At 41.2% G+C, this 23,979-nt stretch carries 31 protein-coding genes and 1 pseudogene; 15 read left to right on the forward strand and 17 right to left on the reverse strand.

Annotated features, from left to right (window positions below):
* Positions 1–87: 87 nt before the first annotated feature.
* Entirely contained in the window at positions 88–399 is a 312-nt protein-coding gene (locus tag ABC361_RS17570) for a hypothetical protein (protein ID WP_413075142.1), read from the reverse strand.
* Between the two features lie 155 nt (positions 400–554).
* On the opposite strand from ABC361_RS17570, the gene ABC361_RS17575 reads away from it, so the two are divergent.
* The gene (locus ABC361_RS17575; RefSeq protein WP_413075143.1) at positions 555–1,808 is read left to right on the forward strand and encodes an MFS transporter; all 1,254 of its coding nucleotides are present in this window, start codon (positions 555–557) and stop codon (positions 1,806–1,808) included.
* 11 nt (positions 1,809–1,819) lie between these two features.
* On the opposite strand, the gene ABC361_RS17580 is transcribed toward ABC361_RS17575, so the two are convergent.
* Positions 1,820–2,113, reverse strand: a complete 294-nt coding sequence (locus tag ABC361_RS17580) for a hypothetical protein (protein ID WP_413075144.1) — start codon at positions 2,111–2,113, stop codon at positions 1,820–1,822.
* On the opposite strand from ABC361_RS17580, the gene ABC361_RS17585 reads away from it, so the two are divergent.
* Complete coding sequence (locus ABC361_RS17585; RefSeq protein WP_413075145.1) at positions 2,107–2,520, forward strand: NUDIX hydrolase; 414 nt, start codon at positions 2,107–2,109, stop codon at positions 2,518–2,520. The genes ABC361_RS17580 and ABC361_RS17585 overlap by 7 nt on opposite strands.
* Here the strand turns inward: ABC361_RS17585 and ABC361_RS17590 are convergent.
* A complete protein-coding gene (locus ABC361_RS17590; RefSeq protein ID WP_413075146.1) occupies positions 2,517–2,696 on the reverse strand; it encodes a DUF4177 domain-containing protein in 180 nt (59 codons plus the stop codon). The genes ABC361_RS17585 and ABC361_RS17590 overlap by 4 nt on opposite strands.
* A 215-nt stretch (positions 2,697–2,911) precedes the next feature.
* Between ABC361_RS17590 and ABC361_RS17595 the strand changes: the two genes are divergently transcribed.
* Positions 2,912–4,105: a multidrug effflux MFS transporter gene (locus ABC361_RS17595; RefSeq protein ID WP_413075147.1), complete on the forward strand. Its 1,194-nt coding sequence runs from the start codon at positions 2,912–2,914 to the stop codon at positions 4,103–4,105.
* Here ABC361_RS17595 and ABC361_RS17600 read toward each other — a convergent pair.
* The 5 genes from ABC361_RS17600 to ABC361_RS17620 all read right to left on the reverse strand — a co-directional run bounded on the left by ABC361_RS17600 (position 4,102) and on the right by ABC361_RS17620 (position 7,844).
* Entirely contained in the window at positions 4,102–4,842 is a 741-nt protein-coding gene (locus tag ABC361_RS17600) for a DUF5694 domain-containing protein (RefSeq protein WP_413075148.1), read from the reverse strand. The two genes, ABC361_RS17595 and ABC361_RS17600, sit on opposite strands and share 4 nt — an antisense overlap.
* A 197-nt stretch (positions 4,843–5,039) precedes the next feature.
* Complete coding sequence (locus ABC361_RS17605; RefSeq protein WP_413075149.1) at positions 5,040–5,345, reverse strand: hypothetical protein; 306 nt, start codon at positions 5,343–5,345, stop codon at positions 5,040–5,042.
* Between the two features lie 111 nt (positions 5,346–5,456).
* Positions 5,457–6,218 (reverse strand): GTP pyrophosphokinase, encoded by a 762-nt coding sequence (locus ABC361_RS17610; protein ID WP_413075150.1) that lies wholly within the window; start codon positions 6,216–6,218, stop codon positions 5,457–5,459.
* A 112-nt stretch (positions 6,219–6,330) separates the two neighbouring features.
* The gene (locus ABC361_RS17615) at positions 6,331–6,990 is read right to left on the reverse strand and encodes an ABC-2 transporter permease (RefSeq protein ID WP_413075151.1); all 660 of its coding nucleotides are present in this window, start codon (positions 6,988–6,990) and stop codon (positions 6,331–6,333) included.
* Positions 6,987–7,844 carry an ABC transporter ATP-binding protein gene (locus ABC361_RS17620; RefSeq protein WP_413075152.1) on the reverse strand — a complete coding sequence of 286 codons (858 nt, stop codon included), beginning with the start codon at positions 7,842–7,844 and terminating at the stop codon, positions 6,987–6,989. The genes ABC361_RS17615 and ABC361_RS17620 overlap by 4 nt, the downstream gene beginning before the upstream one ends.
* Before the next feature lie 177 nt (positions 7,845–8,021).
* Here ABC361_RS17620 and ABC361_RS17625 point away from each other — a divergent pair, with 177 nt between their 5' ends.
* Entirely contained in the window at positions 8,022–8,246 is a 225-nt protein-coding gene (locus ABC361_RS17625; protein WP_413075153.1) for a hypothetical protein, read from the forward strand.
* A gap of 265 nt (positions 8,247–8,511) precedes the next feature.
* Positions 8,512–9,597 (forward strand): response regulator aspartate phosphatase, encoded by a 1,086-nt coding sequence (locus ABC361_RS17630; protein ID WP_413075154.1) that lies wholly within the window; start codon positions 8,512–8,514, stop codon positions 9,595–9,597.
* 148 nt (positions 9,598–9,745) lie between these two features.
* Here the strand turns inward: ABC361_RS17630 and ABC361_RS17635 are convergent, their stop codons facing one another.
* The 4 genes from ABC361_RS17635 to ABC361_RS17650 all read right to left on the reverse strand — a co-directional run bounded on the left by ABC361_RS17635 (position 9,746) and on the right by ABC361_RS17650 (position 12,654).
* Positions 9,746–10,525 carry a class I SAM-dependent methyltransferase gene (locus ABC361_RS17635; RefSeq protein ID WP_413075155.1) on the reverse strand — a complete coding sequence of 260 codons (780 nt, stop codon included), beginning with the start codon at positions 10,523–10,525 and terminating at the stop codon, positions 9,746–9,748.
* A 291-nt stretch (positions 10,526–10,816) separates the two neighbouring features.
* A complete protein-coding gene (locus tag ABC361_RS17640) occupies positions 10,817–11,146 on the reverse strand; it encodes a hypothetical protein (protein ID WP_413075156.1) in 330 nt (109 codons plus the stop codon).
* A gap of 154 nt (positions 11,147–11,300) precedes the next feature.
* Complete coding sequence (locus ABC361_RS17645) at positions 11,301–11,510, reverse strand: 2-hydroxymuconate tautomerase family protein (RefSeq protein ID WP_413075157.1); 210 nt, start codon at positions 11,508–11,510, stop codon at positions 11,301–11,303.
* On the reverse strand, positions 11,491–12,654 hold the full coding sequence (locus tag ABC361_RS17650; protein ID WP_413075158.1) for a YbfB/YjiJ family MFS transporter: 1,164 nt from the start codon (positions 12,652–12,654) through the stop codon (positions 11,491–11,493). Before ABC361_RS17650 ends, ABC361_RS17645 begins: the two co-directional genes overlap by 20 nt.
* A gap of 147 nt (positions 12,655–12,801) precedes the next feature.
* On the opposite strand from ABC361_RS17650, the gene ABC361_RS17655 reads away from it, so the two are divergent.
* Genes ABC361_RS17655 through ABC361_RS17665 form a run of 3 tightly spaced genes read left to right on the forward strand, consistent with a single transcriptional unit; the run spans position 12,802 to position 14,581 of the window.
* Entirely contained in the window at positions 12,802–13,662 is an 861-nt protein-coding gene (locus ABC361_RS17655) for a LysR family transcriptional regulator (RefSeq protein WP_413075159.1), read from the forward strand.
* Positions 13,663–14,172 (forward strand): GNAT family N-acetyltransferase, encoded by a 510-nt coding sequence (locus tag ABC361_RS17660; RefSeq protein WP_413075160.1) that lies wholly within the window; start codon positions 13,663–13,665, stop codon positions 14,170–14,172.
* A gap of 13 nt (positions 14,173–14,185) precedes the next feature.
* Complete coding sequence (locus ABC361_RS17665) at positions 14,186–14,581, forward strand: GNAT family N-acetyltransferase (RefSeq protein WP_413075161.1); 396 nt, start codon at positions 14,186–14,188, stop codon at positions 14,579–14,581.
* 10 nt (positions 14,582–14,591) lie between these two features.
* On the opposite strand, the gene ABC361_RS17670 is transcribed toward ABC361_RS17665, so the two are convergent.
* Together ABC361_RS17670 and aroA are read right to left on the reverse strand one after the other, a co-directional pair.
* Complete coding sequence (locus ABC361_RS17670; protein WP_413075162.1) at positions 14,592–14,792, reverse strand: hypothetical protein; 201 nt, start codon at positions 14,790–14,792, stop codon at positions 14,592–14,594.
* Between the two features lie 102 nt (positions 14,793–14,894).
* Positions 14,895–16,241 carry a 3-phosphoshikimate 1-carboxyvinyltransferase gene (aroA, locus tag ABC361_RS17675; protein ID WP_413075163.1) on the reverse strand — a complete coding sequence of 449 codons (1,347 nt, stop codon included), beginning with the start codon at positions 16,239–16,241 and terminating at the stop codon, positions 14,895–14,897.
* Between the two features lie 89 nt (positions 16,242–16,330).
* On the opposite strand from aroA, the gene ABC361_RS17680 reads away from it, so the two are divergent.
* From ABC361_RS17680 to ABC361_RS17710, 7 genes and pseudogenes are all read left to right on the forward strand, one after another.
* On the forward strand, positions 16,331–17,209 hold the full coding sequence (locus ABC361_RS17680) for a LysR family transcriptional regulator (protein ID WP_413075164.1): 879 nt from the start codon (positions 16,331–16,333) through the stop codon (positions 17,207–17,209).
* Positions 17,210–17,282: 73 nt separating this feature from the next.
* Positions 17,283–18,335 carry a 2,3-butanediol dehydrogenase gene (locus tag ABC361_RS17685; RefSeq protein WP_413075165.1) on the forward strand — a complete coding sequence of 351 codons (1,053 nt, stop codon included), beginning with the start codon at positions 17,283–17,285 and terminating at the stop codon, positions 18,333–18,335.
* Between the two features lie 102 nt (positions 18,336–18,437).
* Positions 18,438–18,677, forward strand: coding sequence for a hypothetical protein (locus ABC361_RS17690; protein WP_413075166.1), 240 nt, complete (start codon positions 18,438–18,440; stop codon positions 18,675–18,677).
* Positions 18,678–18,728: 51 nt separating this feature from the next.
* The gene (locus tag ABC361_RS17695; protein ID WP_413075798.1) at positions 18,729–18,977 is read left to right on the forward strand and encodes a GlsB/YeaQ/YmgE family stress response membrane protein; all 249 of its coding nucleotides are present in this window, start codon (positions 18,729–18,731) and stop codon (positions 18,975–18,977) included.
* A gap of 174 nt (positions 18,978–19,151) precedes the next feature.
* On the forward strand, positions 19,152–20,015 hold the full coding sequence (locus ABC361_RS17700) for a hypothetical protein (RefSeq protein ID WP_413075167.1): 864 nt from the start codon (positions 19,152–19,154) through the stop codon (positions 20,013–20,015).
* 73 nt (positions 20,016–20,088) lie between these two features.
* Positions 20,089–20,388 (forward strand): hypothetical protein, encoded by a 300-nt coding sequence (locus tag ABC361_RS17705; RefSeq protein WP_413075168.1) that lies wholly within the window; start codon positions 20,089–20,091, stop codon positions 20,386–20,388.
* A 369-nt stretch (positions 20,389–20,757) separates the two neighbouring features.
* Positions 20,758–21,027: pseudogene (locus ABC361_RS17710) on the forward strand (NADPH-dependent FMN reductase); the annotation flags it as partial.
* Positions 21,028–21,088: 61 nt separating this feature from the next.
* Here the strand turns inward: ABC361_RS17710 and ABC361_RS17715 are convergent.
* The 3 genes from ABC361_RS17715 to ABC361_RS17725 form a co-directional block, all read right to left on the reverse strand.
* Positions 21,089–21,994 carry a DUF6612 family protein gene (locus ABC361_RS17715; protein WP_413075169.1) on the reverse strand — a complete coding sequence of 302 codons (906 nt, stop codon included), beginning with the start codon at positions 21,992–21,994 and terminating at the stop codon, positions 21,089–21,091.
* Positions 21,995–22,168: 174 nt separating this feature from the next.
* On the reverse strand, positions 22,169–22,825 hold the full coding sequence (locus ABC361_RS17720; RefSeq protein WP_413075170.1) for a class D sortase: 657 nt from the start codon (positions 22,823–22,825) through the stop codon (positions 22,169–22,171).
* 190 nt (positions 22,826–23,015) lie between these two features.
* On the reverse strand, positions 23,016–23,852 hold the full coding sequence (locus ABC361_RS17725) for a C40 family peptidase (RefSeq protein WP_413075171.1): 837 nt from the start codon (positions 23,850–23,852) through the stop codon (positions 23,016–23,018).
* Positions 23,853–23,979 lie beyond the last annotated feature (127 nt).

Consider the following 23,979-nt stretch of genomic DNA (forward strand, 5'->3'; position numbering starts at 1 on the left):
GTCTATGTGACGGTTCTTTATGCTCGATCTACGTTTATAAAACTCATTTCTGCTTTTCGATCCACGTCGCATACCTCCACTAGCTTTTTAAATCATCTTATCATTTTTTTCATTGCGGCAAAATCTGCTCCATTCGAGCGCCCATTGAAAATAGACCATCATGCTCAAAGCAATAAAAATGGCGCTAACGCTATAGTGCCAAACCATTGAACTCATAACGACTAGCAAGAAAGTGAGCGATAAAACACCTATGGCCCCAGTGACAAATCGTAGTTTCGAACGTCTCGTTAATGAGATTTGTTTCTTACAATGAGGGCACGTGATACGAAATGCCTTCATCCGTAGCCAAGCGAGGGCATTTAGTTGCTCGTTACACATTGGACAAACAGGTTTTTGCATGGTTTTACTCCCTTACGTTGAAAGGATATTTCCTAAAAAAAGCGAAGTACTCTATGACGAAAGGATGATGCAGGATGTTCATCGTAAGTGAGGATTAATTAAAAACTAGATTAAAAAAGGATGGTGGTATAAATCAAAACGAGAATGTGAGCTGAATGAACGTGAGTCGTTTTTTTATTACGATTGATTTTTCAAAGATGTGGATCCATACCTTCTTACGCATTTTTCATGACCGCTTTAAAGAACTGGCCCTTCCTCTTGTTACGCTGGCTTTAACGCAATCACCACTTGTGACCGCGTTAGTCTTATTATCTCAACAAGTGGGCACAATCTTTTTTTCTATTCCAATTGGAACGTGGGTGGAGCGACGAAACCCAGTCATTGTCTCTTCTTGCGGTTCAATCTTAACAGGCTTGTTCATGTTTGCGCTTGCTTACGCTGTGAGTTTAGACCATACAAATGCGGTCGTCATCAGCTTTCTATTATGTGCATTGGGCATTGTTAGTCTGTTTCATTCAACTGCTTTTCATATAATGGTTCCTAAAATCGTTGGTCGGCATCGATTATTACGTGCCCACACCTTACTTGAAATGGCAGATGCCATAGTTACGTTACTAGGCCCTGCTTTAGGGGGCTACCTTTTAGCGACCTATGGCGCAAGCACGACATTAGCAATCTGTGGAGGAATTCTATTAACAGCGTCCATTTTTTTAATCTCTTTACGCTATGATTATACGAAACCTACATCTAGAAATAGAGAGCCTGTCAAAGCACGCCTTCGTATGTTTACCATTCAATCTGTTGAAGGTCTGACCTTTTTATTTAAAAATTCGGCGCAACGAGCATCCACGTTAGCTTTGACAACACTAGGGTTTTCAACGATATTTATTACGCTAACGCTAATCTTCCATGCTTCAAGCACGCTCCAGTTTTCCGAACAGGAAGTTGGTTTGCTGTTATCAAGCGCAGGTCTCGGAAATATCATAGGCGTACTAATCATAAACCGATTTAAACAATCCAACTGGCTCTATTTATTAGTCGTATTGTTGGTACTATCTTCTCTCGGTGTCATGCTGCTGCTCACCAGCTCATTTTGGCTCATGTGCTTTGGTATGATGCTGTTCGACGGCGCCCTTTCTATGGGATTTGTCGTTCAAGTTGCTGTTCATCAAGGCATTACCCCAGATTCATTGCTTGCACGAGTACGAAGCGCAACCTATGTAATTGGAGGGCTTGTTTCCATGATTGCAACAATCCTCTCTGGTTTATTAACAGAATTGAATTCCCTTGTAGCTTTAGGATTTGGCAGTCTCATGTTGATCGTTCCAGCCTTCCTCTTACTCCGCTATCGGCACGCTGGCGTAGGGCTTCATGAGCTGCAACCACTTGAAAACGTGATGACAAACTAAAAAGGAGAGTCCTACCCTCTCCTTTCTTCTGTGATGCCCCAAATGGAAAAGAGGATACCAACGACGCCTACAACGATCGAGGTAGTAAAAATAGCAGACGAATAAACCGTCTCTCCTTGCAGAATCGTGCTAAATTCAACAGCAGCGGGCACTTCATTGCCATAGCCACCTGCTAACACCGCCGCAATTAGATAGTGACCAACAAATAAAATCGCAGCAGCAATCATAAGTCCTGAACCAACAAGTGCTTTAACCATAAACGAAATCCCTCCGATCTTTCTAATAAAAGGAGCAAACCATGCCAAATCACACACCTAAACATATTATTTCCGCCGCAACCATCATCCTAAATGAAAAAAACGACATTCTTTTGATCAAAGGACCTAAACGAGGCTGGGAATTTCCAGGTGGACAGGTGGAAGAAGGGGAATCCTTAATTCATGCTGCCATTCGCGAGACAAAAGAAGAAACCGGTTTAGATGTGGAAATCACTCAATTTTGCGGAATCTTCCAGAACATTCGTTCATCAATTTGCAACACCCTCTATTTAGCAAAAATCGTTGGTGGTGAAATGACCACAACCCCAGAAAGCTTAGAAATTGGTTTCTTCTCCATTGAAAAAGCGTTAGAAATGGTCACATACACCAACTTTCGAGAACGAATCGAATACTGCCTAGATCCAACAAAACAACCATTTATCGTACCGTTTTAAAGGGTACGAATGAAGATGGCTAAATAGGAACTCGTTATGCCAAAGAATGTCTTGGCAGTTAATTGATCAAGCTGCCACCCGTCCTTTTGATACTCGTTGAGCGTCATTTCTAGCTGACTTTGTTTCTTTTTCTTCGTCATTCCGGAAGGCGACAGTTCGACAACTTTATAGGTCATGAAAGATTCAGTCCTTTTTCTTCACACTTACCCTGGAAAAAAGATCCATAAACGTTATATTTCTGAGGGAAGCGTTCAACAGTAATCGACTTCAAATTTATCGAACCTTACCATTTTTTCTTGACTTGGAGTTACTCAAGGGTGATACCTTTTACATACCAATTATAAAGGTGTGATGCGACATTAATCAGCCAACCCCTGCTCATCAAGTACAGATGACAAAGCCTTTCTTCTACATACTTGCGCTTTTATTAGCGTACGCTTCAATCTCGACGGATCTTTATTTGCCTGCACTTCCAGAAATGAGTGCGGCTCTTCGTACGACGCAAGGTGCATTAGAAATAACGGTTTCCACCTATCTCTTAGGATTTGCATTCGGGCAACTCATTTGGGGGCCCTTAAGCGATCGATTTGGACGAAAGCTTCCTCTTGCGGGCGGGCTCGTTCTTTTCGTCATTGGATCTGTAGCATGTGCCTTCTCCACTGACGTGTGGCATTTAATTGTTGGTCGAACGGTTCAAGCCTTAGGAGCAAGCGCAAGCGTTGTGCTAGCTCGAGCGATGATACGGGATCTTTTTCAACGCGAAGAAGCAGCTCGAGTCTTGTCTACACTCACTGCAATTATGATTATTGCTCCCATGCTTGGTCCTATAATCGGTGCACAAATACTAGCGATCTCATCATGGCCCGTTATTTTTATGGTGTTAGCGTGCATTGGTATGGCTACTTTGGCTTCTTTACCAAAAGTAATTCCAGAAACACTGCCCGCAACTTCGCGTGAACAGATCTCCCTTCTTTCCACTTTGAAACACTATTGGTTATTATGCACAAATCGCCTGTTTCTTTCTTATGCTTTGGCATGCGCTACCTTAAATGCTGGAATCTTTGCGTTTGTCGCTGGTTCCCCTTTTGCCTACATTAGTTATTACAACGTATCTCCAACTGTTTACGGAATTCTATTTGCACTCAATTCATTAGGGATTATGGCGGTCAATATGCTCAATCGCAGACTCATTCCTACCTACGGAGGAGACCGTCTCCTTTTAATAGGTGCGAGCTGCGCCACTATCGTAGGTGGTTTACTCGTGCTGATGACAATAACTGGATATGGCGGTCTGTTTGCTTTCGCACTCTTGCTGTTTTTGTTTGTATCTTCAAGTGGCTTCATCGTTGCCAACTCCATTTCTGGAGGCCTAGCAGCGGTTCAGACTGGTACAGGTTCAGCTTCTGCGCTGTTGGGGTTTGCTCAATATGGAGGAGGTATGCTTGGATCAGCTCTACTTGGCCTGGTTGCATCTGGTACACCCATTCCCTTAGCCGTTATCACCTTTGTAGCAGGAAGTACCTGCCTTCTTGCAACACTCGTCATTGTTAAAGAAAGAAAGCGACATGTCAAAAAGGCAGCTTAATGAGGCTGCCTTTTTAGATCTTCTAGCATTTGAACATTCACGAGACCACCATCTTCAAATAACTGTTTAAGCGGGTAAATATGACTCGCTCCATATAAAACGAGAAGACGTTCATCTTCTCGAGCCAGATGAAGAATATGTTGATAGATTCGTAAGTTGCGATACATCCAATAATGGGTAAGCCACTCGATTCCAACGGGGTTTTTTTCCGAACCGATTGAAGCAAGATGTAAGTGCCCTCGATGCATCGCTTTTAAGCGCTGAAGCTCATTTAATTTATGTAGATATTCAGCCATGGTCTGATTGTATAAATAAGCTCCCAGTTCGTCTTCTGATCTTTTAAAACCATCAAGAATTTCTTGAAATTTATCTGTTTGATAGGTTGTACCGTAATGGAAAGGATCAGCATGAACCTCACCTTGCCAGTCCACCGCTTCAATCGTTGAAAGATTCATTTGCTTTGCCAGCCGAAAGCCAATCTGATCAATTTCTCCTATCCGTAATGCTTGCTCTCCAAAAAGATAATCTTGATAGTTTCGAGTGAGCTGATCCTGCTTTTCTTTTACGCTCTCTACGCAAATTTTTGTTGGTGAAAAGGAGGAAAGCTGATTGACGAATTGCTTGATTTCATTCTGTCGACCTTCTTCAAGAACGTCAAATTTATTTCCTATCAATATGTCATTCACATTTGACTTATCAAAGTGGTCAACACCGACAAGTAAAATGGTTGGTTTCACATGCTACCCTCCGATTCATAAAACTGATATATGGATAAATTCAGAAAGACGTACGTCACTCATCTCAACCTCTCTTCACTCTGATTCTAAAAACAATAAACGTTCTTTCCTAAAGCGAAAGCTAGAAGTGAAAGAACGTCGCTAGTAAAAATAGAAAAACACAAGGTAACGTAGACAAAGTTAACGCAAATCCTCTCTTACCCTCTTGATCTCCTAGGAGACACCTGACGTACAAGAAACGAAAAGAATTCAATGATTAGAGTCAAAACGAAAAGCACAATCATCCAAAAAAGGATAGCATTTGAGATAAGATGATCAAACGGCGCAAATTCTTGTGTGAACATCGTTTCAGGTAATAAGCCAAATAAGTACAATCCATTTGATCCACTTTCTGCACTATCTTGTAGATTCGGATTAAACCCCGCTAGATCAAGTAAAAAGAAAACGACAAACACAACACCTAACGTCAGCGCACCTGATAAAAAACTTCGTAAAAATGACATATGTTTCCTCCTCTCTTGCTCTATATATACACGTATTAAAGCAGGAAGAAACCTTTTTTTACAATTTTTTCAATTAAAAAAGCTCCCTCTCGTTTAAGAGGGAGACGCTCATTACTTCTCGTCGTTTTGCTGAAAGGAAGACAGTGATTGCAATAATTCATTCGGAAGCTTCAATTGCTCTTGATCAATACTTAATGCTTTAAACAAATCGCCTTCATCACTTTTGGTTGTAAAGCTTAACGATTGATTATGAAGAGCCTCCATTTGCTTATCAAGTGCCGCAGATTGGTCGGCTACTTTTTTCAGTTCATCTAGCATTTGCGATGGAACAGCTTCCTCAAATTTGTAAAAGATCTTATGTTCTAAACTAGCCCAAAAGTCCATAGCTACTGTACGAATTTGAATTTCGACGGGAATATGTTCACGACAATTTGATAAGTAGACGGGTACTTCTACAATAATGTGCATGCTGCGATAGCCGTTCGGTTTCGGTTTTGAAATATAATCTTTTACATCAATGACTTTTAAATCGTCATGGGATTCTAGCATCTCTTTGATCGCAAAGATATCTTTTTGAAACGAGCAATTAATTCGTACCCCTGCAATATCTTTTATATTTTTTTCAATGACGTTTATGTTCAACGGAATCTGTTTACGTTTCAACTTCTGCAGTAAGCTCTCTGGCGTTTTTAATCTAGATGAGATGCTTTCAATCGGATTGTAGTCATGAACATAATTAAATTCTTCTTCTAGAATTTCAATTTTTGTTGTCATTTCATCTAAGGCAAACTTATACTTCATCATAAAGCGTGTGAGTTCTTTTTTTGCCTCTTTTAATTGATGCATCGTAATGGCATTTCCTTGATTACTCATATGCGCGAAATCCTTTCTCACTGCTCAAAAGTCTACATCTATCATTGCACCTCTCCATCAGTATGTCAAAAGGTGTTCCAATGTAAACTTGTGGGTTAGTGTGAAACGCATATTAAAATTCTTTTCGTTTATAAATACCCAGTGCAACAACAAACGAGATAAGAAATAAAATAAGCGTAATCGCAAGCATACCACCACTGAACACAAACCCTGAATCCCAGCTAGAAAATGGCTCTAACCAGCCTCTTGCGTAGGCTTCTTCAAATGCCCAACTCGAAAGGAAAAAGAGCGCGAGCGCCGCAAAAACACTAATAATGAGCACCATATCCGACTTTTCTGTTCCAAGAAAATACGTAAGTGGAAACGCGATTACCGCTAGTAATAATGCCACTGCAATTGCGCCAAGAAAGGTATAAAGCGTTTCCGAGGTAAGAAGACCACCGTTTAGGAAATCACCAACAATAAAGACGGCAGCTGCCACGAGCATTCCTACAAACATAAACAGCAGGAATAAAAGGTAGTGGCTTTGCACAACATTCCCCCGATTAACAGGCGTTGTTAACACAAATTTGCCCCAGCCTGATTTCGCTTCGTGCTTTAGCACTTCTAAAGCAGGTGAGACCATAAAAATAATAGGAATAAAAAGCGCAAACGATACGAGAGATTCGCTTCCAAAGGCTATAAGTAATGCAGAAAGCAACACACTTAAAGCCAGATAACCCCAAAAGCTACGACTGACCATATAATAATTGGTTAGCAATAATCCACTCATCCTTTTTCACCTCGCATCAGCAGTAGTGCAATATCGTCGATTGTAAACGGCTGTTCCTCTACATGATTCGGGACTTTTTCTTTATTGGACACCAGCACGTCCATTCCCTCATTCTGCCTCCTATATGTGATGAGCATGTCGTCTTCAATTTGCGCACATTCCTCATCTGTACAATGAAAAATGGCATAGTTCTGGAGTAAGTCCTCTTTCTCTACTTTCAAAATAATTTGACCATTTTTTATAAAAATAAGCGAATCGGCTATCTTCTCGATGTCACTTGTAATATGACTGGATAACAAGATTCCCCGCTTTCCATCCTTCACGAACTCTTGCAACACTTCAAGTAATTCTTCTCTTCCTGATGGATCAAGACCTGCGGTAGCTTCATCTAAAATGAGTAAACGTGCTTGATGGGATAATGCGATGGCGACAGAAATTTTCATCGACATTCCTCTTGAGAAGGTGCCAACTTTTTTGTCACGAGGTAAAGAAAAAAGATCAATGTAATAAGCGAACGTATCTAAGTCCCATCGTGTATAAAGCTTCTTAAACACTTTCCCTAGTTGGTTAATCGTTAAGTCGTAAGGTAAGTTCATATCATCAAATACAACACCAATGTCTTCTTTAATTGCTGAATCTTTCACATCCATGGGATTACCAAAAATATGGATTTCTCCATCATCTTTTTGCAATGTCCCGATAATCGAGCCCATCGTTGTTGATTTTCCCGCACCATTTTCTCCAATAAACCCAACAATTGAACCTGCTGGGATTGAAAAAGACACATTCTGTAAAGCAAAGCCGTTTCCATCGTAGCGCTTAGATAGATCCTTTACGTCTAAAATTTCTGCCATTCCACTCGCCTCCAGTCATCTTCACACTTATTTCTGTCTAACTATCCAATATATACCAACTTTATATCTAGGCTAAACCTCATAATTGGAAAAGATGGATTTAATCAAACGTTTAATTACATTCGTGTAATCAGGAAGAAAACCGGGTATGGCGTAAGTAAGGGAGGGCTGATTCAATTGACAAAAAGAGTGACTCGAATGTTCATCCAGCTTGTTTTGTTTGTCGGTAGCTTTATCCTCATGCTTTGGCTTATTACACCACTCATTGACTACTTATTTGCAAACAGTAGTCGAGGCGTCACATTCTCTATCAACATTCTCCTGTTCCCACTTCTGCTTGTCGCTTCTTTCCTTCTGACCACGCTCATTTACGAAAAATTAGAAGACTTGTTCTCACCTTAACTCTTTTCTAAGGGTTATCAAACATGGAGTGTCAGCAGGAGGAGTACGCTAGTGATATATCCACATTGCTGCTTTATTTGTTGTATCAAATTCTCCAGAAACCCTCGTGGCGCTTTGTTGTTATAACATAAAATCGTTCAAATACGGATTGGATCGCTCATCCAAATCTCCATCAAAAGTCGGGAAAATTAATTTTTCATACAATTCTTTGAAATATCTGCTACAATGACGAATAAGCATATACTTGAACAAGTAGGTGATTACCGTGCAAGAAACTTTAACACCTGAAGAAGTAGGTGCAAAGATCGTTGAATGGTATAGCTGTATTATCTCGGCTTCTTACGAGCAAGCGATCCTGTTAAAAGAAGAAGCCCGCCATTACGTTGTTCACATGGAGAAAAACGACAAGATCTTAGCCTATTATTCGCTCGTAGAATTTAGACACAATATGTTTGTTGATGAATTTAATAAGAAGCATGAGTTAGGTGATACGTTTCATTTCGTGGAAACAGAGGTCGATCGCTACCTTAAGTATTTATACTACTTTGTAAGCGGTCAATATGAATATACGCAAGAGCGTTATCGTTCAGCGATTAAATTGTTTCGAAAAGCAGAACGTTTGCTTGAGCACGTTAATGATGACGCTGAAGAATCTGAGTTTTATTTGTACATTGGCCTTGTCTACTATCGACTAAATCAGTACCTAATGGCAAGTTCGTATCTTGAACAAGCAGCGACCATTTTTAACCGTTTAAAATATTATGAACGTGCCTTGAACTGTCGACAGGTGTTAGGCGCTATTCGTTCGGAGCTACATGAATTCGAAACAGGGGACGCCATTTTGCAAGAAGCATTTAAAGAATCAACGTTTCCACGGACATCTGCACTTATCCTTCGTACGTTAGGATTAAGTAAGTTCCGGCAAAAAGATTACGAAGCAGCGAAAAGCTATTTCTACCAAGCGCTTGAATATGAAGAACACCAGAACCATCAAATTGGAATGAAGACAAAGTACGATCTTTCCAATACCTTATTCAAACTTGGGGAACAAGAGCAGGCACTGGCGCTTTTTAGCGATGCACAAGCAGGCGCAAACGCCTACAACAACAAAGAATATAAAGCCCGTTGCTTGTTTTTAGACGGACTTTATATTGAACAGGACGTTTCGTTAGTGGATGAGTCTTTAACGCAGTTGACTCGTCACGGCTTGTGGTTTGAAGTGTGTGAACTTGCTGAAGAAATGGTAGACCTTGCAGACCAGCAACAGGATGAATCAACCTCTTTAAAGTACTACCGCATTGCTTATCAAGCAAAAGCAAATCAAAATCGATTAGGAGCTGATCAAGTATGAAAAAATTGATTGCTGCACTTATCATTGTTTTGGCTGTATCATCAACAAGCCTCGTAGCCAATGCTGATAGTGAACCTACTTTCTCACCTCTAGGAAAAACTGAAATCGTTGGTTAACATTTTCTCCCCTTACCTTAACGTAAGGGGCTTTATTGTTTTTTCGCAAGAATAAGGGTCCAGCGATCTTTCTCGACGATGCTTTTTTTACTTTGAATGGTTTGATCCAAATAAGCGACAAGCTTCTTTAACTGCTGATCAGACAATTCGTGAAGCAAGCTTCGCCCCGTGCGTAATTCGATATCGTCTAGAAAGTGTTGCTTCGTTTCATGTGTCGTTCTCGTCTCCCAAAGATGCCACGTTTTTTCGATTTGAAAACCTGCCCCTTGGAGCGCTAAATGAATGGCTTCAACTTGATGACGCCGTTTCTTTTCTATTTCTTTTAAGTGTGGAAAACAATCAAAGAAGTACCCACGAAGATGCTCAGAAGTACCAGGTAAAAAGCAATCCTCTGGCGTGCGAGTTTGAATGAAGTATAGGCCATCTTGTTTAAGCACACGGTTCCCTTCTTCAAAAGCTGGGTCAAGGAATTCCAAATGATGAATCAACGCTCGGGCGAACACCATGTCGGCTTCCTGACTCCCTAAATTCATCCTTGTGGCAGAGCCTACTTGGTAGGAGATCGCCTCACACGTATTCGCTTCTTCCTCTGCTGTTTTTATCATCGTTCTCGAACTATCTACTCCTGTTACGTTTCGAATGCCCATTTCAGCTAGTGCTCTTGTGTAAATGCCTCCACCACAACCAAGATCCACGATATGCTCAGGTCCATATGCCCTCAGAATCGCGTTCATTTCTTCCATCCATGATGGGTCCGCTTCTCTATTTGTGTAACTATACCGATTCTGTTCATTCTGAAAATCAATTGCCATTGTCCATTCCCCCTTTTCCTGTCATAATTTTATTATAGAGCGACAGGAAAACGTTGGATAATACCAAAACTGAATCATCAACGATTTGTTTTCTTAATCAAACAGAAAAGGACTTCTTGAGCGTCAAGAAATCCCCTAACTTTCTTATAATAATGTAAACATTGCCTTTTCAATGGGTACAGCCTGCGCATGGTGGAGGGCGTGTTCTTCTAGAAAGTGAATATAGTGTCGTTCTGTTAACGCCCATGTACGTGATTTCATAAACGCATAGTCTTTCCCATTCCAGACTTCCTACTTTATGCTTTCATAAAGGGAATCAACATGGCAAACAATTTTTCTACTTGCGAAATCATTAATGACGTTTACCTTCAATAGACCAACTTCATTAAAATCATGATCCAATAATGCAAAGCGGCGATAATCTTCGGAAATACAGCGATTTTGAATGATTAAGGGCAGATATTGCTGAATGTGCGTACACATTTGTGTATGCATATCTTCTTCCGATGTTCGGTCTTCATTAAACGTAAACTGGAATGTATATTTATGTTTATAAGGTGTGGGGCAATCCATTTGAAAATGTGTATATGTGAGCATAATCACCTTTCTTTCTTTAATCATTCTTTATCAATCTTACCTCATTTGTGAATTTATGACTATTCTTACGGCTTTGTAATTCTTTCCTAATATGGAGGGTGCACCAAAATGCACGACCTATCGTTCCGAACGAAAAAAATCACATGGTTTCTTATACCCATGCGATTCCGTTCTTTCGCTATTCACCTCGTTTACGACGTTCAGAAATTTGTTCTGCACCAAGTCCGTAGTTGTCCATATCAATCTCATCTATAACGACAACAGTAGAAGCTGGATTTTTGTTTAACGTATCTTGCAACAAACTCGTCACCCCACTAATTAACGTCGCTTTTTGTTCTTTCGTTAAACCACCATGTTCTTTTGTTACTTTAATATTCACGTATGGCATGTTGCCCACTCCTTTTTAAATAAGATAAACACACGAACATTAACGCAATCGTTACAACTCCTGCTGATATTGCGAAAGCAATTGTTTCAACATGTACCATAAGGAGCATCCCCGCTATAAAAGGTCCTAACAATTGACCAAACGCGTAAGCCGCCGTGAGTTGACTCACAACCGGTTTCGTTGATTGCTGTTCCTTCGCGAGAGCAATCGTTAAGACCGTTATCCCCATAAACGTTGCACCAAAACCAAACGCAGAGAGAATAATAAAGAAAGCGTCTGTTAACCCGATTGGAAGAATGAGACTCACAACTTGAATGAGATACGCAAGAATCAGTGCTGTTTCTTTTCTAATTGTTTGACCTAACCAAGCCCAAAATAAGCAAGATGGCATCGCCCCGATGCCTACAATCGCCCAGATCCACACGACATCGAACGAAAAAGATGCGACAGTTGCAAGAACACTTGTGATAAACGTTGCATAGATGATGTAGCCAAACCCTTCCAGAAAGTAAGACACGAGTAACACATTCATTGATAATAGTGGCTTTGTTTTTCCAACGCTATTTGTTGGCGCCGGAAGTGAACGAGTCGTTACATGCTTTGTTGATTGATAAATAACACCGATTAAACCAATGCTTACAACTCCTAAAAAAACCCAACCAATTTGCCACGTCGTTATCGGCAATAAAAGGGGAAGCGCGATCCCTGTAAAAAGAATACCAAACCCAACGCCACTGTATAACAACCCGACACCTCGTGTCCTTCCGTCTTCTGCTAAGCGGCGGATAAGCCATTCGGACATATAAACAAACACAAAGCCACTGGCAACACCTGAAAGCAACCGCAATGCCGACCATATTGACATAGATTCTGTCACGCCCATACTATACGTGGTCATTGCGCTGACAATTAAAAAAACATAAAACCATCTTACGTGGAACGTTCCACGTCCTGCTAAAAGCGCGCCTAAAAAGTATCCAATATAGTTCCACGTTGCCAGAAGCCCTGATGAGAACGAAGAAAGACCTGTCGCTTCCTCCATATACGGTAGTAAAGGCGTATAGGCAAAACGACCAATTCCCATCACAACAGCCAAACTTAAGAACCCACCAATAATCAAGCGCAGATGCTGCTTGTTGTCCATGCCATCCCCACCTTGCAAACGCTCTCTTTCTAGCGTACTATGAAAGAACCATTTATAAAAATGCGATTATTTGATGAAAGCTATTCGTTTTTTTGATAGCTGAATGACGATCTTACAGTATCTCTCTTAGATAAGGATGGATGATCCATGAAATTCGATGATTTACGAGCATTTGCCGAGGTGGCGAGATTGCAAAATATTTCAAAAGCAGCAACGAAGCTTAACTATGGACAATCCAATATCACAATGAAAATAAAGCGATTAGAAGCTTATTTTGACACTATCCTTTTTCATCGAACAGCTCAAGGCGTACAACTTACAGCAAAAGGACACGTATTACTAGAACAAACAAACCGAATTCTTCAGCTTTGGGAAGAAACAAACACACGGTTACGAGACGGCGATACCGTCGGTTCTATAACAATGGGTTCAATGGAAACAACAGCAGCCGTTCACCTCCCAACACTGTTCGCTCACTTAAAAGAAACTTATCCACATGTATCCATACATCTTAAAACCGGGCCAACAGATGAATTAATTGACCGTGTACTCCGCTATGATATTGACGCGGCTTTTATTGCTGGTCCGATTAAACGAAGCGGGTTAAAAAGTGTACCAGTGTTTCGTGAGACGATGATGCTCGTAACAAGCAACGCTTTGGCAAAGCAACTTGATGCCTCGTATCAACAATTGGATACGCAAGATATCATTACTTTCCGTAGCGGGTGCGCGTATCGAAAGCATTTAGAGCGCTTTTTTGATTCTCTTCAATTTATTCCACAAAGGAAAATGGAGCTTGGTTCACTCGATGCCATTCTTGGTTGTGTGGCCAATAACATGGGTGTGTCAATGTTACCTCAATCAGTTGTTGCCCATCACCCTTCTGTCACAAGCATCCCTTTACCCGCACCTTTTCAACATATTGATACACATTTTCTTTATCGGGAGAACGAAGAGCATCCTACCTTTTCCTTTTTCAAACACTACTCTCATAAGGAGGACGAATAAATGATCACCATTCAACAAGCTGATCTCAGTCATGTGCACGGAATTATGTCTGTCTGTCAAAAAGGATACTGGGCCACCTATCAAGGGCTTATGTCAGATGAATATATTGAACGGGTTTGCAAAGAATTTTATAATGAAGCACGGGTTACAAAAGAAGTTTTGGAACGAAGCAAACATTGGGGCGGCTATATGGTTGCTTTAGATGGAGAGCAAGTCGTCGGTGCAGGAGGGGGCGGCTTCCTCAATAATGATCAAGCCGAATTATTTGTTCTTTACTTGTTACCGAATCGACGAAATGAAGGCATTGGCTCAAAGCTCCTAGCAGCCATTACGAAACAACAGCAGTCGTTTGGAGCGATTGAACAGTGGGTATCTGTTGCAAAAGACAATGATAAAGGCATCCCGTTTTATGAAGCACGAGGTTTCCGCTTTCAATATGAACAAGCTACATACGGAAACGAACAGCAAGACAATTACAGAAGCTGTCGGTATCGACGATTTATTACGTAAGGAGAGATCGCCCATGAATATATACACGTACACACCAACCATGGAACAAGACCTTTTTGCTTTAATTGCGTCTGAGGGTGAAGAGTGGCACGAGTATTTGTATAACGGCGGGAAAGAAAAATACCTTCAAACGTTAGCAAGCTCAATAACTCTTGTCGCTTACGAAGAGGGAAAGCTTATCGGCTATGCACGGGCCATTGTTGACGGTGCTTTTCATGTCTATGTATGTGATTTACTTGTCCACAAGCAAGCGCGCGGACATAAAATTGGTAGGAAACTGATGACCGATTTTTATGAACGATATCCGTCACATGTTGTTTTGGTCATGTCGGATGTGGATATGTACTATGAAAAACTTGGTTACCAAAAGGAAGGCACGATCTTTACCGTCTCAAAACCTTCTTTATAGAATAGCCCATTTATTCCTCTTTCACTTTCACGCCACCAAACGTATAAAATAGTGCAATAAGCGTTGAGACAACAACCATATGTGGCAACCGTTCGAGGACCATTGAGTGGTCATAGATTAAATGTCCAAGTAAGTTTGCCACAAACATTGTGTTAAATACGTTCATTCCAAATTGAAACAAACGATTTTTCGGTACTTCCTTCACATGCATGACGACACCCTCCCCGTTTCTTGTATAAAGCGTATCATGTCGTCCTCCTTCTTTAAAGAGGGCAATAAACGCAAACATAAAAAGAGGGGCTCTCCCCTCTTTTTATGCTTTTTCTTCGATTTGAACACCAAATGAAGCGAGCAATTCAAAGAAAGATGGACACGTTTTCGATACACACCCAGGATCGGTTAGTTCAATTCCCGCAATTTTTGTACCGATTAAGGCAAGCGACATGGCCACACGATGGTCATCATACGTATCCAGTTTTGCGGCTTTCGGCGTTCCTGGAAATACTTTTAATCCATCATTGTACTCTTCTACTTGAATCCCTAACGTCTTTAACGAATCTGCAATTACCTTAATTCGATTCGATTCGTGGTAGCGAATGTGTTCTACTTCTGAAATCGTAATTGGTCCATCAGCAAAAGGCGCAAGCGCAGCAAGGGTTAATGTTTGGTCGGACATTTCACGCATGGAAACGTCGAAGCCACCTTTTAACTGCTTCGGTCCTTGCACTTCAACGTACGATTCCCCTCTTATAACGGTGCAGCCCATTTTTTCTAAAATCGTTAAAAAACCAATATCAGGCTGTTTCGTTTCAGCAGTTACATTTGTTACGCGTACACGACCTTCGTTAAGTGCCGCCAATGCGAAAAAGTAACAGGCTGTCGAAGCATCTGCCTCCAGTGTGAGCGATTGAGGCCTGTAAGTAGATGGGGAGACCTTCATTGTCTTCAATGCTTCATCATACGAAACAGTTGCGCCAAATGCCTCCATTAAATCGAGGGTTAAGCGAACATACGCATGCTGGACAATATGGTCGGTAATCGTAATTTGTAACGGCGACTGAAAATAGGGTCCTGCAATCAACAAGCCACTAATGTATTGACTTGAAATCTTTCCAGACAAGTCTACATTTCCCCCTTTAAGTGGCTTCCCTTTAATTTGTAGCGGATAGTGCCCCTCTTTTTCAAGGTGAGTAATTTCCCCACCAAGTGCTCGAAGCGCATCAATTAAAGGAGCAACAGGACGCTTCGTCATGCTTTCACTCGCTTCAATCGTCCATTCTCCTTGCGCCGCAGTTACAAGACTTCCGGGTAAAAAGCGGGCAACGGTTCCAGCAGCACCAATATAGAGATCATTACTCTTCCACTTTTGCCCTGTTCCATGAACGGAAGCTTCATCTCCATTCACGACAATATCAACACCCATTTTCTTTAAAGCATCAATGCACCAATACGCATCATCGCTACGCAAAAATCCTTTTAATGTCGACGTTCCCTCTGCTAACGCACTCATGATGAATGCTCGATTCGTTAAACTTTTGCTTCCAGGGATTGTCACTTCTCCGTCAATGACACGTTCACCTGGACCGACTATGACGCTATGTATCCCTTTCAAAGGCGTCCACGGACTTCTCGCTCGTTGATCAACATGACCATTCTTCACGTAATCATCTCCTTTATTCCATTCTACTTCCCTTTATGTTATAAGTTAAATAAATTATATCATCATCAGACATAAGTGAGGATTATAACATGAAAATGGACGCCTACTATCTCTTTTATATCACCGCAATAGAGCGCAATTTCAGTAAAGCTGCCAAACGATTATACGTCACCCAACCTAGCGTCAGTCAAAGTATCGCACAATTAGAAGCACGACTTCAAACACAGCTTTTCCAACGCCAGTCTAAGGGCGTATCTCTTACAAAGGAAGGACAACTGCTATTCCAACAACTTGAACCCGCCTTCCAACTTATTCAACAAGCAGAAATAAACCTAAATGAAAGACGTCATCTAAAGCATGGTTCTGTCGCGATTGGTGCAAGTGATTCTGCATGCAAGCATCTTTTATTACCAACCGTTCAATCATTCCAACACGAATTCCCAAATATACAAATTAAACTGCAGCATGGTTCAACTCCACAATTAATAGAAAAATTACACCAAGGTGTCATCGATCTGGCATTAGTCCACATGCCAATTGATGAAGAAGCCTATGCCATTCATGGCGTTTTTACCATTCATAGTACATTTGTAGTCGGCGAACGCTATCAATCGTTAGCTCGCGAACCTCAAACCATCGAAACCTTGGCTCATTACCCTGTCTTGAGTTTTTCTCAACAGAGTCATGCAAGACACTATTTACATGAACTCTTTGCCACACATGGCGTGACCGTCACACCAGAAGTTGAAGTAGGGGCGATGGACGTCTTACTTGAGTGTGCTCGTATTGGAATGGGTGTGGCTTTTGTTACGAAAGAATTTGTTCAACAAGAGCTCAACGAGCACACCTTGTATGAAGTTTCTTTAGCCGAACCACTAAAACCTCGACAAATCGGGATCGTCACTAGTAACCAAGCCCGACTCAGCCACGGTGCATCCATGTTTTTAAAGAAACTTGAGCCACATTAATAAAAGTACAAATGATCTTCATCTTTTCGGGCAAACTAACGAAGAAATTTTTTTAATTAAAAGGAGTGTTCGCATGCGCGCAGCTGTATGGCATAATGCAAAAGATGTACGTGTAGAAGAAAACTGGGAAGTAAAAGAAGTCACTAACACTGACGTTAAGATAAAAGTTGCATGGGCAGGTATTTGCGGAAGCGATTTACACGAATACTTACATGGGCCCATTGTCATTCCAGCAAACGGACCAGACCCATTAACTGGTGACACGGCCCCACTCGTGATGGGCCACGAGTTTGCAGGTATTATTGATGATGTCGGAAGCGATGTCTCCGACTTTAAAAAAGGCGACCGTGTCGTCGTAAATCCACTTTATACACATGGAGTAAAGCCACCGACCCTCGACCTTTATGACGGGTTTGCCTTTGCAGGTTTGGCAAGCGATGGCGGATTCGCTGACTATTGTGTCATCCCTGAGTCCATGGTTCAAAAGATTCCAGAGGGGATGACGTTAGAGGAAGGTGCACTTGTAGAGCCGATGGCCGTTACGGTTCAAGCATTAAAGGAAGCAGATTTTAAATTTGGACAAACATGTACGGTTTTTGGAGCTGGACCAATCGGCTTATGTACAATTATTGCTGCAAAGGCTGCTGGTGCCAGCAAAATCATTGTCTTTGATTTATCAGAAGAGCGATTAAAAAAAGCAACCGAAGTAGGCGCCACTCATGTGTTCAACTCTGGAAATGTTGACCCTGTTGAAGAGGTTAAAAAGATTGAACCAGAAGGTGTAGATGCCAGTTTTGAAGTAGCAGGTGTTGGTGTTACCCTAAACCAAGCGATCCACACAGCAAAATCTCGCGGAACCGTTGTAATCGTCTCTATTTTTACGAAAGGTGTAGAAATTAAACCAATGGATCTTACTGTATCCGGGGTGAAAATTACGTCTTCTCTTGCTTACGAGCCGGAGGTCTTCCAGCGTACCATTGACTCCATCGCTGCTGGTTCCCTTGATGTCAAAGGCGTCATTACCGATCACATTGAACTTGAAGCCATTGTAACTGATGGATTTGAACGCCTTTCAGAAGACAAATCACAAGCAAAAATCCTCGTAAAACTGAGCGGCGAATCTTAACATGTATTGAGTGAACTGGGTGTAGGTCACCCAGTTTTTTGACAATCCATGTTTATTGCCCCATTAAAAAAGGTAAAGAGGGGCAATAGGAGGCGATAAACGATGGAATCAACACAACAAAAGAAACAATCAACTGGAACTGGGTCCCTTGTTTTTGGTATTTTATCTTTACTTATCCCATATATCGGACTAATCCTTGGCATTGTGGCTGTTGTGATGGCATCAGGCGTAAATACAGGGATGGCAATGGGCGGGAAAGTCACAGGGATCATTGGCATCGTCTATAACGGTCTTATGTTGCTTTTACTTGCTGCAGGCGTCTTTGTACTTTTTAGCTTTTAAATCGACCTAAACACATAAAACGAGGAACAAACGAGGAGGAAAACAATCATGATGAGTTTTATTTGGAGTTTAATTATTGGTGGCCTTATTGGGTGGGCTGCAGGTGCGATTACTGGAAAAGGTGTCCCATTCGGCATTATCGGGAATATCATTGCTGGTTTTATCGGAGCGAACATCGGAACATGGCTCCTAGGAAGCTGGGGTCTTAGTATTGGCGGATTTGCCATCTTCCCTGCTCTTATTGGTGCAATTATTCTAGTCTTAATTGTCAGCCTCGTGCTACGAGCATTTAAATCATAAGTAAAGCAAGACGCCTATTCGATTGGGCGTCTTTTTTATATAGGCCATAAGGTATTAAGCTATGACTAAAGCATCAACGTTAAACTCACTGTCTTTCGTAATTAAATGTTTCAAACTTCCTTTTTAAGGTAAAAGAAGCAGTAGATAGAAAATTCTTGAAGATAGGGTGAGTCGATGAAAAAGACATGGCTAGTTGCGTTATGCAGCACAACCGTCCTTTTAGCTGCTTGTATGGACGGAGAAGATGAAAACACAGACGAAAACGCAAACGGCAATGCGGAGACAGAAGAGACAACCGATCAAGCTGCAGAGGACGATGAGTTAACAGCTGAAGACATTCTGCAAGAAGCGATTGCACTTTACGATGGGTTAGAAGGTCTATATATGGAGACGGTTGGTGAAGGAGACTTCGACTTTAGTATAGACGAAGAAGACATAGAAGATGAAATTGATGAAGAAGCAAATTCAACTGAGCTTGGTTTAGAAATGAACATCCGCCAATGGACATTCGTTGACAGGGATGACTTCTACGATCGTTCCGAACAAGAAATGATTATGAATATGGAAACAGACAGTGAAGCAAACACTGAAGAAAGGATTTCGTATAGCTTCACGGACTACGATGATCCTGCATATGCGATTATGTACGATGAAGGCGACGACGAAGCCATCCGCGTTGAACGTGATCTTGACTTTGACTTTTCACAAATGGCGCAGCGTTATGAAGATCTACTCGAAAATGCAGATGAACTGACGCTTGTAGGAGAAGAAGAAGTGAACGGCTATCAAACGTATCACGTTGAAGCAGAAATGGACGGCGAAACAATGGCGTTCTACTTCGATCAAGACACGTATTTTTCGGTTCGAGATGAAATTGTAGGCGGAAACGACGACATGGACACAACCCTCGATGGCGGTTTTCAAGCAGAAGATGACGTCATTGACTACGAATTAAATCCAGAGTTTGATGAATCACTTTTCCAAGCACCTGATGATATGGAAGTAACAGATGGCGACATAAGCGATACGATTGGCTAATCTCAGCATAAAGCAAAGAGCTTCTCACATATAGTGGAGCTCTTTTCAATCTTTCAAAAAGGGTGACAATCTTATGAGCACAGGTTTTTTTGAGTTCTTCACAGGAATTCCAGTTTTATTAACGATTGGATTAACCCTCTTTTTGCTTTTCAACCGCAAAACCACTTCCTTTTACATTTGCGGTGCCATCCTATTTGCATCTGCGCTACTTGTATATGTTTCAACCGCACTTTCCCTAAGACTGTTTGACCACAATGAAGGTGCCGGTCCCATGTTTGGCGCGGTTTATTCAGGGGCGATCGCGATCTCCGCAAGCTTTGTCATGATTATTATTGGAATCATTCTTGGGGTCGTACGCAACAGAAGTTCGTAAAATCGTTGCGTTCGATTAGAATCTCGTTTCGTTTATACCACAGCGTACTACTTGGACATAACTCAACAGTTACCTTCACATCACGTCTGAAGCTTTTCTTTAATTTGATTTCGCCAAGTAAACAAACTCACCCTGATTTAAATACACATCGATCGCTTCCCCATAATAACGTCTGTACACGGGTTCTTCTAACTTTTTTGTATCAAAACAAATCACTTCCCTTTATTTCAGAAACAATGTTGATTCACAGTGTATTACTTTTCATTCAAAAGCTTTTGATATTCTGGATTTTTCTCAGATTCTAAATTGACGAACAGACATAGTTGACACTTATTCAGTTTACAAATAAACTGATTTTATGATAGACAATCGTTAGAGGCATGGAATAATAAAGCTGCTGGAATTGTCAGTTATGGTGCAGCTGGCGGGGCAAGGGCAGTCGAGCACCTTAGAGGAATATTAGGGGAACTTATGATAGCAGATGTACGGACACACCCAACGTTATCAATGTTCACAGATTTTGAAAGCCTTGCAACCTTTAAGCCGCAAGACCTCCATAAGCCAAATGTAAATACGATGCTTGATCAAGTAAATAATTGGAGTGAAGCATTTAAGCCATTAAGAAACCAAACACCATAATGGAAATAACCCAAAAGGATAGTCTCACGTATACGGAGACTATCCTTTGTTCAACAATCAATTATGTCGTACGAATTCTTCTACGGTATAACGCGGATAATCCAAATCCACCTGCAGCAAGAGTCAAGCCACCCATTGCATATAGAAGATTATTGCTTGCTGTGTCTGGCATTGCACCGCCAGCATCAATGGGCTCAGCATTCTCCATTACTTCGTCAGGAACAACAATGGAATCAACACCATTAAAATTACTAACGGATTGCTCCATGGCAATATGCATTTCTAAGCTTTCTTCGCCATCGTCAATCATCATTGTCATATCCATCATCATATCGGTCATATAGTACGTATCTTTTTCAATTGTCATTTCGTAGTTTAAATCACTGATTTCAAAAGACTCAAGCAACGCTTCTCCACCTTGCATCTCTTCTTCCATCATTAACTCACCAAGAAGGTCATTTATCATTTCATTTAAATCTTCGCCATTCCCTTCGTAAGTTAGAAGATACGTATCTCCCTCATCACTAACACTCATATCTTCACCTAGCATTTCCGCTTGCTCACGTGTCGACGTTGCTTGAAGCAGTTCCATCATCTCATCACTGCTCATACCTTCAAAAACGTACCACTCACCGTCTGGTCCCTGCTCGTACATGCCATCCTCTGTCCAATAGAGTGTGGATTCTAAGTCCCCATCTGGTGTGCTAATCGTTGATACTTGATGCATGGCAAATGGATTCATGATGACATCTTCCATCGTATGTACCGAAAGAGTAATGTCTTCGCCAGACATTGGATCTGGCATCGTCATGTCCATCATTGTCTCACTAGAATAACTATCAAGACCTAACATCGCTTCATTTGACTGATGAATAATGTCAGCGGCGCTCTCTTCATTTGCAAAAGCATTTCCTGTAATTGCTACGACAAAGAAACTTGCTACTGTGACTGATGTTAATTTTTTCATATGTACACTCCTAAATATAAGTTTTAGGAAGAACAGCTTTCTCTAGGCTGCTTGATAATCATGTTCGTCTTCTGCATTTCCTATATGTAGAAGTAGTTACCCTGTCCCAACCAAATGAAACCGCTTTTCTTGAAAAAACTTCAAAAAAACCATGAAGATGGGATTTCCTCATGGTTAAATCGCTTCGCTATGGACGAGCTTAGACTCAATGATATAGCGGTCTGGCGCATCCCCTAGATATTGAAACGGGTAACAAGTTGTTAAGGTTAATGTGGGCTCATCTTTTTTGACAATAACCGTCAAATCGTCCGCATCCGTAATCCAAATCTTATTAATTTCATATTCGTACTTCATCCCCTGGTATTCAATCAGCATCCGATCGCCATCTTCAAGGTCACCTAGCTCCGAAAACACGGTATCCCGATGACCACTTAACACGGTGTGACCACCTTCATCTGGGTTTGTTGTCCACTGGCTTACGTATATGCCAACGCCTTGACTCAACGTCCGATCATCAGTCCCCCAGTAGGTTTCATATGCTGTTTCCAGTCTCGGTATGTAGAGGCGTCCTACGGTATCACCAGGATCATAAAGATCAAGCTGGTCATTTGTAACGGGTTCCGATTTGTTAACATGGGTTTGAATGGATTCACTTATATCGTTTACAACACTTGTTTTTCCCTCAACTGGAGACGTGTCCACTTCTTCTGCAGCAACCATGTCCTCAGACGGAATATGCTCAGTTGATTGAGTTCCATTCCACCATTGGTAAAAAAAGAAAACCGCTATCGCCAGTCCAACGACAATAAACGAATTAAAAAGCTTTTTCATAAGATCTCCTTTCCGAAAAAAATCATTATTCTTACTTCTTTACCCGTATACATATTCAAATAATCGTTTCCTATGTAATCATGATACCAGACACGACAAAATAAACAAACAAACAAAAGGCTTCCCTACCATATTGGTCAGAAGAAGCCTGATGAATAGATGTTTTGAATCTACTAAAATCGGTTAAAGATTAATAGAATCGTTTTACACCGATAAAGTGTTGTTGCCAGTAAGAGCTATTGATGTCTGCGTAAGAAACGCCTTCACTTCCACCACCAGAGTGGATCATTTGGCCATTCCCTACATAGATTCCGCTATGAGAAGCACCTTGTGTATTGTATGTGCCTTCATAGAAAAGAACGTCACCAATTTGAAGATCACTTAGGCTTACATGAACACCTGTGTTTGCCCACATTCCAGCATGCGTTCGTTCAACAGAAATACCGTTGTTTTGGAATACATAGTTTACAAAACCACTGCTATCCATACCTGCAGTAGATGCACCGCCCCATGCATATGGTGTACCTAATACACTTGTTGCCGTATCAGCAATTGATTGGCTTAAGTTAGAAGACGTGCTATTATCTGTAGTCGTAACAGCTGGTTCAGAAGACTCTGTGCTTGTCTCTGTTACCTCAATGTCAGACTCTTGTCTAGGTGTTGAAGCATCAACATTCCCTAAAGCACCTTGAGTAGCAGGTCCAGCAATCCCGTCAACTTGAAGACCTTGATCTTGTTGGAATGATGTTACCGCATTTTCTGTTTCAGAACCATAAATACCATCATCCGATACTGTATATCCTGCATAAATTAAATCTTGCTGTAAATTTCTAACGTCTTGTCCACGATCATCTACGCGAAGTACATCCGCTTGAATTGTTGTTGTTTCAGATTGATCTGGTTGTGGGCTATATTCAGAAGGGTCTGCGAATGCTGACGCCTCGTTATTATTTGATACGAAAAGAAGACCTACGACAAACGAAGTTGATAGAACTAACTTGCTACCTGTTGATTTTAAAGTTTTCATAATGACCTCCTAGTAATAGTCGACCATTAATGTAACATTTGAATGATAGAATTTCCATTTCAATTAGATTACAATCATTTGACAAAATCACAAAACATTGCCAGATATTCGTCAATTTTTCCCTGTA

Source organism: Shouchella phoenicis (assembly GCF_047238345.1).
Classification (GTDB): Bacteria; Bacillota; Bacilli; order Bacillales; family Bacillaceae_D; genus Shouchella.

Bases quoted from the DNA above. Each gene is read 5' to 3' on its own strand.
- ABC361_RS17570 (WP_413075142.1), bottom strand. From the start codon at position 399: ATGCAAAAACCTGTTTGTCCAATGTGTAACGAGCAACTAAATGCCCTC.
- ABC361_RS17575 (WP_413075143.1), top strand. From the start codon at position 555: ATGAACGTGAGTCGTTTTTTTATTACGATTGATTTTTCAAAGATGTGG.
- ABC361_RS17585 (WP_413075145.1), top strand. From the start codon at position 2,107: ATGCCAAATCACACACCTAAACATATTATTTCCGCCGCAACCATCATC.
- ABC361_RS17590 (WP_413075146.1), bottom strand. From the start codon at position 2,696: ATGACCTATAAAGTTGTCGAACTGTCGCCTTCCGGAATGACGAAGAAA.
- ABC361_RS17595 (WP_413075147.1), top strand. From the start codon at position 2,912: ATGACAAAGCCTTTCTTCTACATACTTGCGCTTTTATTAGCGTACGCT.
- ABC361_RS17605 (WP_413075149.1), bottom strand. From the start codon at position 5,345: ATGTCATTTTTACGAAGTTTTTTATCAGGTGCGCTGACGTTAGGTGTT.
- ABC361_RS17610 (WP_413075150.1), bottom strand. From the start codon at position 6,218: ATGAGTAATCAAGGAAATGCCATTACGATGCATCAATTAAAAGAGGCA.
- ABC361_RS17615 (WP_413075151.1), bottom strand. From the start codon at position 6,990: ATGAGTGGATTATTGCTAACCAATTATTATATGGTCAGTCGTAGCTTT.
- ABC361_RS17620 (WP_413075152.1), bottom strand. From the start codon at position 7,844: ATGGCAGAAATTTTAGACGTAAAGGATCTATCTAAGCGCTACGATGGA.
- ABC361_RS17635 (WP_413075155.1), bottom strand. From the start codon at position 10,525: ATGGCAATTGATTTTCAGAATGAACAGAATCGGTATAGTTACACAAAT.
- ABC361_RS17640 (WP_413075156.1), bottom strand. From the start codon at position 11,146: ATGATTAAAGAAAGAAAGGTGATTATGCTCACATATACACATTTTCAA.
- ABC361_RS17645 (WP_413075157.1), bottom strand. From the start codon at position 11,510: ATGCCATACGTGAATATTAAAGTAACAAAAGAACATGGTGGTTTAACG.
- ABC361_RS17650 (WP_413075158.1), bottom strand. From the start codon at position 12,654: ATGGACAACAAGCAGCATCTGCGCTTGATTATTGGTGGGTTCTTAAGT.
- ABC361_RS17655 (WP_413075159.1), top strand. From the start codon at position 12,802: ATGAAATTCGATGATTTACGAGCATTTGCCGAGGTGGCGAGATTGCAA.
- ABC361_RS17660 (WP_413075160.1), top strand. From the start codon at position 13,663: ATGATCACCATTCAACAAGCTGATCTCAGTCATGTGCACGGAATTATG.
- ABC361_RS17665 (WP_413075161.1), top strand. From the start codon at position 14,186: ATGAATATATACACGTACACACCAACCATGGAACAAGACCTTTTTGCT.
- ABC361_RS17670 (WP_413075162.1), bottom strand. From the start codon at position 14,792: ATGCATGTGAAGGAAGTACCGAAAAATCGTTTGTTTCAATTTGGAATG.
- ABC361_RS17680 (WP_413075164.1), top strand. From the start codon at position 16,331: ATGAAAATGGACGCCTACTATCTCTTTTATATCACCGCAATAGAGCGC.
- ABC361_RS17685 (WP_413075165.1), top strand. From the start codon at position 17,283: ATGCGCGCAGCTGTATGGCATAATGCAAAAGATGTACGTGTAGAAGAA.
- ABC361_RS17690 (WP_413075166.1), top strand. From the start codon at position 18,438: ATGGAATCAACACAACAAAAGAAACAATCAACTGGAACTGGGTCCCTT.
- ABC361_RS17695 (WP_413075798.1), top strand. From the start codon at position 18,729: ATGAGTTTTATTTGGAGTTTAATTATTGGTGGCCTTATTGGGTGGGCT.
- ABC361_RS17700 (WP_413075167.1), top strand. From the start codon at position 19,152: ATGAAAAAGACATGGCTAGTTGCGTTATGCAGCACAACCGTCCTTTTA.
- ABC361_RS17705 (WP_413075168.1), top strand. From the start codon at position 20,089: ATGAGCACAGGTTTTTTTGAGTTCTTCACAGGAATTCCAGTTTTATTA.
- ABC361_RS17715 (WP_413075169.1), bottom strand. From the start codon at position 21,994: ATGAAAAAATTAACATCAGTCACAGTAGCAAGTTTCTTTGTCGTAGCA.
- ABC361_RS17720 (WP_413075170.1), bottom strand. From the start codon at position 22,825: ATGAAAAAGCTTTTTAATTCGTTTATTGTCGTTGGACTGGCGATAGCG.
- ABC361_RS17725 (WP_413075171.1), bottom strand. From the start codon at position 23,852: ATGAAAACTTTAAAATCAACAGGTAGCAAGTTAGTTCTATCAACTTCG.